The sequence below is a fragment of the Pseudomonas sp. HMWF006 genome, assembly GCF_003061205.1.
GTDB lineage: Bacteria > Pseudomonadota > Gammaproteobacteria > Pseudomonadales > Pseudomonadaceae > Aquipseudomonas > Aquipseudomonas monsensis.
The window spans coordinates 453-7,664 of the sequence record NZ_QAIU01000215.1 but is presented as its reverse complement, the minus strand read 5'-3'; the positions used below and the strand labels follow the sequence as shown (position 1 = coordinate 7,664).

Here is a 7,212-nt window from a genome sequence, read left to right as displayed (position 1 = left end):
GTGCAGGTAAGCGCTGCGGATGCCCTGACGACCGTTGTAGCCTTCGGCGAGCATCGCCAGCAGGGCCTGATAGTGTTTTTCGTCGACCTGGCGATACGGCGAGGCCTTGCGGAACATCGCCAGCAGGGCGTCCTCCGGCCATTCCTGGCAACTGACTTCGGCGATGATCTGCTGGGCCAGCACGTCCAGCGGCGCTTCGGGGATGTGCAGTGTGTCGAGTTCACCGCGCCGCACGCAGTCGAGCAGGGCGGCACATTCGATCAGATCGTCGCGGGTGGTGGCGAACAAGCGACCTTTGGGCGTGCCGCCGACCTGGTGCCCGGAACGACCGACCCGTTGCAAAAAACCGGCAATCGAACGCGGCGAGGCGATCTGACAGACCAGATCGACCTCGCCGATATCAATGCCCAGTTCCAGCGACGCGGTAGCAATCAGCACTTGCAGTTCGCCGCGCTTGAGCCGCTGTTCGGCGTCGAGGCGGAACTCCTTGGCCAGGCTGCCGTGGTGCGCCGCCACGGCCTGTTTGCCGAGGCGTTCGCTGAGATGCCGGCTCAAGCGTTCGGCCAGGCGCCGGGTGTTGACGAAAATCAGTGTGGTGCGGTGTTCGCGGGCGAGTTCGGCGAGGCGATCGTAGACCAGTTCCCAGACATCGTTGGCCATCACCGCCGACAACGGCACCGGCGGCACTTCGATGTCCAGGTCCCGCGGACGGGCGTGGCCGATGTCGATAATCTCGCAGGAGCGCTCATGACCGACCAGAAATTGCGCCACGGCCTCGACCGGTTTCTGCGTGGCGGACAGGCCGATGCGGGTCAATGGTTCGGCGCACAGCGCCTGCAGGCGTTCAAGGCTCAGGGACAGATGGCTGCCGCGCTTGCCCGCGGCCATGGCGTGGATCTCATCGACAATCACCGTGCGTGTGGTGCCGAGCATTTTGCGCCCGGACTCGGAGCCGAGCAGCACGTACAGCGATTCCGGGGTGGTCACCAGAATGTGCGGCGCGTGCTTGCGCATGGCGGCGCGTTCTTTTTGCGGGGTGTCACCGGTGCGCACGGCGGTGGTGATTTCCAGCTCCGGCAGGCCCAGTTGGCGCAATTGCCCGGTAATCCCGGCCAATGGATTTTGCAGGTTGATGCGGATGTCGTTGGACAGCGCTTTTAATGGCGAGACATACACCACCAGGGTTTCGTCGGGCAGGCCGTCGGGGTTTTCCAGGCCACGGTGGACGAGGTCGTCGAGCACGGCGAGGAACGCGGTGAGGGTCTTGCCGGAGCCGGTGGGCGCGGCGATCAGGGTCGACCGGCGCTGACGGATCAACGGCCAAGCGCGGGCCTGGGCGGCGGTGACCGTCGGGAAAGTCTTGCTGAACCAGGCGCTGACGGCGGGGTGAAAGCCTGCCAGGGCCACGTCCTTGGAGATGGGCAGATTCATGCTTAAGTTATGCGGGCGGCAACTGCAAGATGCAAGTACCGCCGGGATCTGCGCGGATCTTCAGGGCCTCAGGGATCGCGGCGCACACCCAGACTGTGGGAGCTGCCTGCCGGCGATGAGGCCAGTGGCCATGGCACAAATCCCGGCGATCTACACTTTACGGATGACGGTTGCGCACTAAACCCGCAAAATGCAACGATTCCGGCAATTATCGACGACGGTTCCACAAGTCCCGTCGCTAAAGCCATCGTTCCAATCAGACTGGGCCTGCTGACTCTATGCGAATGCGCCTTATGTTACTGGGCGGCGGAAATGCCCTTGGGCAGGCGCTGATTCGCCTCGGTGCGGAGGAAGACATCGGTTTCCTCGCCCCCCGCCCGCCAGAAGACGGCTGGGATGCCGCGAGCCTGACACAACTGCTCGACGACACCCGTCCCGATGCATTGATCAATCTCGCCTACTATTTCGACTGGTTCCAGGCCGAAACCGTCAGCGAAAGCCGTATGGCCGGGCAGGAACGCGCCATCGAGCGGCTGGCCGAACTGTGCCAGCACCACAACATCATCCTTGTGCAGCCGTCCAGTTATCGGGTGTTCGACGGTTCGCGCGCCACCGCATACAGCGAAAAGGATGAACCGGTGCCGCTGGGGCTGCGCGGTCAGGCCTTGTGGCGGATCGAACAAAGTGTGCGCGCCACGTGCCCGCAACACGTTTTGCTACGATTTGGCTGGTTGCTCGATGACAGCCCCGACGGCACTCTCGGGCGCTTCCTTGCTCGCGCCGAACAGCCGGAAGAACTGTTGCTGGCCGACGATCGTCGGGGTAATCCGACACCGGTGGATGACGCTGCGCGGGTGATCATTTCCGTGCTCAAGCAACTCGATTGCGCGGCGCCGCTGTGGGGTACTTATCACTACGCCGGCCATGAAGCGACCACACCGCTGGCGCTGGGCCAGGCAATTCTGACCGAAGCACGCAGCCTGCATGCCCTGGCCATCGAAGCGCCGACCGCCCAGGCCCACGCCGCGCGTCCGGATGCCGCCGAGGAGCCGCAACACGCGGTGCTCGCCTGCAAAAAAATTCTGCACACCTTCGGGATCAAGCCGCGCGCCTGGCGCGCCGCGCTCCCGGCCTTACTGGATAGGTTTTACCGTCATGGCTGAAGGGACTGTTTTAATCACGGGTGGAGCCGGGTTCATCGGCTCGCACCTGACCGACGCCTTGCTCGCCCACGGGTATTCGGTACGAGTGCTCGACGACCTGTCGACCGGCAAGCGCAGCAATCTGCCGCTGGATAACCCCAGGGTTGAACTGATTGTCGGCGACGTGGCCGATGCGGCGCTGGTCGCCCGGGCGATGCAAGGTTGCAGTGCCGTGGCCCACCTGGCGGCCGTGGCCTCGGTGCAGGCATCGGTGGATGATCCGGTGAAGACGCATCAGAGCAACTTCATCGGCACCCTGAACGTATGCGAAGCCATGCGCCTGGCCGGGGTCAAACGCGTGCTGTACGCCTCCAGTGCAGCGGTATACGGCAACAACGGCGAGGGCGAGTCGATCAATGAAGACACGCCCAAAGCCCCGCTGACGCCGTACGCCTCCGACAAACTGGCGGGCGAACATTATTTCGATTTCTATCGTCGCCAGCATGGTCTGGAGCCGGTGGTGTTCCGCTTCTTCAACATCTTCGGCCCGCGTCAGGACCCGTCCTCACCGTACTCCGGGGTCATCAGCATTTTCAGCGAACGTGCGCAGAAAGGCCTGCCCATCACCGTGTTTGGCGATGGCGAGCAGACGCGCGATTTTCTTTATGTCGAAGACCTGGTCGAGCTGCTGGTACAGGCGATCGAAAAGCCTGAAGTGGCAGTCGGTGCGGTCAACGTCGGCTGGAATCAGTCGATGAGCCTCAAGCAAATGCTTGACGCCCTGCAGGCGGTGGTTGGGGAACTGCCGCCGATCAGCTACGGCCCGGCGCGCTCCGGTGATATCCGCCACTCGCGAGCGAACAATGCTCGCTTGCTGGAGCGCTTCAAGATGCCGCAGCAGACGCCGATGAGCGTGGGGTTGGCACGGTTGCTCGGTCGCTCCTGAAAAGAGCCTCTCACCCTAACCCTCTCCCTCGGGAGAGGTCTGGGGTGAGGGGGAGATCCAGCTCACGCCAGAGGTTTCCAGCGGACATGAAAAAGGCGCCCTTTGACAGGCGCCTTTTTCACGGCCGGAATAATCTCGCTATCCCTGTGGCAAGGGGATGTTGTCCCCCGATCAACTGCGTGCGGTCGCCGTCAGTTCAATGCCTGCTCACCACCAAGCCTCATTCACCACCACGTGAACGTTCGATAACTCGACTTAGAACTTATAGCCCAAACCCACCATGTAGATGAATGGATCGACATCCACGTTCACCCGTGCGCGTGTGCCCGGCGCCACCGCGTTGTTCTCGACGGTGGCACGGGTGTCGATGTCGATGTAACGCACTTGGGCGTTGAGCATGATGTTGTCGGTCAGCATGTAGTCGGCGCCGACCTGCCAGGCCAGACCCCAGGAGTTTTTCGCCTTGAAGTTGCTGAAGCCATTGGCGCTGGCTTCGCTGCCGACGTGCTCGTCATAGATCCAGGTGTAGTTGATGCCGCCGCCGACATAGGGCTGGAACGGCGACTTCGAATCCAGCGGGTAGTAGACAACGCTGAGGGTCGGCGGCAAGTGTTTCAGGGTGCCGAGTTTGCCGTTGGCCGCAGGCAATGCAGTGCCTTTGAGCTTCACGTCATGTTCAAACGGAGTGGCCGCCAGCAACTCGAGACCGACGTGGTCGGTGAGCATGTAGGCGAAGTTCAGGCCCAGTTGGGTGTCGCTGCTCATGGTCGCCTTGCCGCCCAGATTGGTGCCGCTCAACGGACCCTGATCGACCTTGACGCTGGAGCTGTCGGCCTTCGGGTTGACGGTGATCGCACCGGCGCGGATGAGGATGTCGCCGGCTTCGTGGGCGTGGGCGAGCGGGGCTGCGAGCGCGAGGGCAAACAGCGAGGCGCTGAGCAAGGACTTGTTCATGGGAGCTCCAAAAGGACGTTAAAAATGTCTGATGTCCTATGGTATGAAGCCAACTGATACGGTCTTTTGACTCAGCTCAATGAAACAGTGAAGGGGCGGGTTTTTGCGGAACCTTTGACGGCTCATTCGCGAGCAAGCTTGCTCCCACACTGATCGAGTCGACCACAAAATTTATGGTCACCATCGAAACCTGTGGGAGCGAGCTTGCTCGCGAAGGGGTCATTGCAACAGCACAAAACTACCGGGAATTACTCCGGCAGTTCATACACATAAATCTTGTCGGCATCCATCTGATACCCGGCATCCGCCAGTTCACTGCTCGAGGCCTTGACCTGCAACGGTCCCTCGACCCAATACGGCTGATACAGCTCATCGAGCTTCACGCCCAACTCGCTTTTCACATGCACAATCTGGTTCGACGGCGGTGGCGGCACATGGATGCAGGCGCCGAAATACGGCACCAGCAAAAAGTCCGTGGTGCGTCCTTCTTCATTGACTTCCAGTGGCACGATATAACCCGGCAAACGAATGTTCTGCCCGTCGAGTGCCTGCACCACCGGCGCATTCGGCATGTCCTGCTTCGCTGCTGGCGCAGACTCGGCGGACAGCGCATCACTCATCTTCGACAGGTCGTGCAGAGGCGTCATGTTCGGCACTTCCGGCGCGGCGTCCGGCGGAATCATCTCCGACCAGGTCAGGTCTTTCGGCGCCGCTGCCCACACGGGCAGGGCAACCAGCAACAGCAGCGCAAGCACGGCGCGGGGCATGGTAAACATCCTCATAAACGGATCGACAGGCCATCAGCCAGGGATTGGCGATAGGCGCGCCAGGCCGGCACGCTGCCCATCAGCAGCGCAGCCGCCAGAATGCCACCGAGCAGCGTCCATTCATACTCGCTCGGCCACGCCAGCGGCAGATACAGTCCGTAATTGGCCTGCACATAACCCTGTGCCGCAGCGATGCCGATGTATAGCAGCGCGAGTCCGGCGATTACCCCGGTCAGCGCCAGGGCGAAGGCTTCCAGCACCAGCAGGCTTGCGATGTGCCACGGTCGTGCACCGACCGAGCGCAGAATCGCCATCTCCCGGCGACGTTCGTTGAGGCTGGTGAGAATCGCCGTGAGCATGCCGATCAACCCGGTCAGCACGACGAACAACGAGACCACGAACAGCGCTTTTTCAGCGGTGCTCATCAGGCTCCACAACTCCTGCAAGGCCACGCCCGGGAGGATCGCCAGCATCGGCTCGCCACGGTATTCGTTGATCTCGCGTTGCAGGGCGAAGGTGGAAATCTTGCTATTGAGGCCGAGCATGAACGCAGTGATCGCCTGTGGCGTCAGGTCCATGTTGCGCGCCTGATCCGCCGTGATGCGCCCGTCGCCGCGCGCCGGCACACCGTTGTGCCAGTCGATGTGAATCGCCTCCATACCGCCGAGGCTGATGTGCAGTGTGCGATCGACCGGGGTGCCGGTGCGCTTGAGAATGCCGACCACGGTGAATGGTTTATCGTCGTGCTTGACCAGGCTGATTGCCGCCACGCCGTGGGCCAGCACCAGTTTGTCGCCGAGCTTGTAATGCAACGCTTCGGCGACTTCGGCACCGAGCACCACTTCAAAGGGATCAGTCGCAAATGCACGACCGTCGGCCAGGGCCAGGTGCTGCTGGCGGCCGTACTGGTAATGCTCGAAATACGCTTCGGTGGTGCCCATCACCCGATAACCGCGATGCGAGTCGCCGAGGGACATCGGGATCGCCCATTTCACTTTCGGGTTGCTGGCGAAGTGTTCGAAGCTGTCCCAGCGGATATTGTTGGTCGCGTTGCCGATGCGGAACACCGAGTACAGCAGCAGGTTCACCGAGCCGGAGCGGGCGCCGACGATCAGATCGGTGCCGCTGATGGTGCTGGCGAAACTGGCTTTGGCTTCAGTGCGCACGCGCTCGACGGCGAGCAACAGGCACACCGACAGGGCAATAGCGAACGCGGTGAGCAGGGCGGTGAAGCGGCGGTTGGCCAGGCTGGCCATCGCCAGACGAAACAGATACATCTCAGACCTCGGCAGACGTGGCGGCGCGATTGAGCTCGGCCAGGGACAGGTGACGGTCGAACAGCGGCGCCAGGCTCTGGTCGTGGCTGACGAACAACAGGCTCGAGCCTGCCTCGCGGCATTCGGCGAACAACAGACGAATGAAGTTTTCCCGGGCGTCGTAATCCAGTGCCGAGGTCGGTTCATCGGCGATCACCAGTTCCGGTTGACCGATCAAGGCTCGGGCCGCAGCGACCCGTTGCTGTTGGCCGATCGACAGCGAGTCGGCGCGGCGGCCGAGGATGCTTTCGTCTTTCAGACCCAGGTGCGCGAGCAACGTGGCAGCGGCTTGATCGACACTGCCGTGACGTTGCTTCGCCCGCTGTGCACGCAGCTTGGAGAAGTGGCAGGGCAGTTCGACGTTCTCGCGCACCGAGAGAAACGGCAGCAGGTTGAACTGCTGGAAGATGTAGCCGGTGTGGTCGACGCGAAACGTATCGCGGGCGCCGGCGGAGAGCTCGGTCAGCTCCTGGCCGAGCAGACGAATGCTGCCGCGACCGGGCTTTTGCACGCCACCGAGCAGGCCGAGCAGGGTGGTCTTGCCGCTGCCGCTGGGGCCTTTGAGGAACAGGGTTTGACCGGCTTCCAGACGAAACGCCGGAATGTCCAGCAATGGCGGGTGACCGGGCCAGTTGAAGCCCAGGTCGGAGAGTTCG

At 62.4% G+C, this 7,212-nt stretch carries 7 protein-coding genes; 2 read left to right on the top strand and 5 right to left on the bottom strand.

Annotation, left to right across the window (positions count from 1 at the left end):
• A partial coding sequence (locus tag DBR24_RS08540) for a DEAD/DEAH box helicase (protein WP_146188995.1) occupies positions 1–1,431 on the bottom strand: 1,431 nt, incomplete at its 3' end.
• 278 nt (positions 1,432–1,709) lie between these two features.
• Here DBR24_RS08540 and DBR24_RS08535 point away from each other — a divergent pair.
• Both DBR24_RS08535 and DBR24_RS08530 read left to right on the top strand, forming a co-directional pair.
• Positions 1,710–2,594 (top strand): sugar nucleotide-binding protein, encoded by an 885-nt coding sequence (locus tag DBR24_RS08535; RefSeq protein WP_123463735.1) that lies wholly within the window; start codon positions 1,710–1,712, stop codon positions 2,592–2,594.
• Positions 2,587–3,519, top strand: a complete 933-nt coding sequence (locus DBR24_RS08530) for an NAD-dependent epimerase/dehydratase family protein (protein WP_128614493.1) — start codon at positions 2,587–2,589, stop codon at positions 3,517–3,519. Before DBR24_RS08535 ends, DBR24_RS08530 begins: the two co-directional genes overlap by 8 nt.
• Positions 3,520–3,774: 255 nt before the next feature.
• Here the strand turns inward: DBR24_RS08530 and DBR24_RS08525 are convergent, their stop codons facing one another.
• From DBR24_RS08525 to DBR24_RS08510, 4 genes are all read right to left on the bottom strand, one after another.
• Complete coding sequence (locus tag DBR24_RS08525) at positions 3,775–4,473, bottom strand: OmpW family protein (RefSeq protein WP_007910962.1); 699 nt, start codon at positions 4,471–4,473, stop codon at positions 3,775–3,777.
• Positions 4,474–4,721: 248 nt separating this feature from the next.
• A complete protein-coding gene (locus DBR24_RS08520) occupies positions 4,722–5,240 on the bottom strand; it encodes a DUF3299 domain-containing protein (protein ID WP_123464141.1) in 519 nt (172 codons plus the stop codon).
• An 11-nt stretch (positions 5,241–5,251) separates the two neighbouring features.
• Positions 5,252–6,517 carry an ABC transporter permease gene (locus tag DBR24_RS08515; RefSeq protein ID WP_123463740.1) on the bottom strand — a complete coding sequence of 422 codons (1,266 nt, stop codon included), beginning with the start codon at positions 6,515–6,517 and terminating at the stop codon, positions 5,252–5,254.
• A 1-nt stretch (position 6,518) separates the two neighbouring features.
• Positions 6,519–7,212: ABC transporter ATP-binding protein (locus tag DBR24_RS08510; protein ID WP_146188996.1), on the bottom strand; the 694-nt coding region annotated here is incomplete at its 5' end.